Source organism: Halomonas sp. V046, assembly GCF_052645355.1.
In genome coordinates, this window is sequence record NZ_JBQXYF010000051.1 from 1 (window position 1) to 549 (window position 549).

The 549-nt window shown below is 64.7% G+C and carries 1 protein-coding gene; it reads right to left on the bottom strand.

The window, feature by feature from the left end:
* A partial coding sequence (locus ACUN9Y_RS22170) for a molybdopterin-dependent oxidoreductase (protein ID WP_445462909.1) occupies positions 1–549 on the bottom strand: 549 nt, incomplete at both ends.

Consider the following 549-nt stretch of genomic DNA (forward strand, 5'->3'; position numbering starts at 1 on the left):
CGGCGGACTCGGGCACGTCGGTCTGCTCGCCCCAGGTCTGGGGGCTGGCCGGCGGCAGGTCACAGTACCAGTCGTAGAACGACAGGCAGACGCCACCGATCAGCGACAGGTAGCGGGCGCCGGCGGCATAAGAAACCATCGACATGGCCGGAATCGGCGAGAAGCCGATGACCCGGTCGGGACCGTATTGCTTGGCGGTATAGACGTTGGAAGCGGCGATCAGGGTCTGGACTTCGTCCCAGTCGGCACGGACGAATCCGCCCATGCCCCGGGCTTTCTTATACTCATTGGCGAGAATCGGATCTTCGACGATGGAGGCCCAGGCGTCGACCGGATCGGGATGTGCCGTGAGGGACTTGCGCCACAGCTTGATCAGCTCCTGGCGGATCAAGGGATACTTCAGGCGGTTGGCGCTGTACAGATACCAGGAGTAGCTGGCGCCACGCGGGCAGCCGCGGGGCTCGTGGTTGGGCAGGTCGGCGCGGGTGCGGGGGTAGTCGGTCTGCTGGGTTTCCCAGGTGACCAGGCCGTTCTTGACGTAGATCTTCC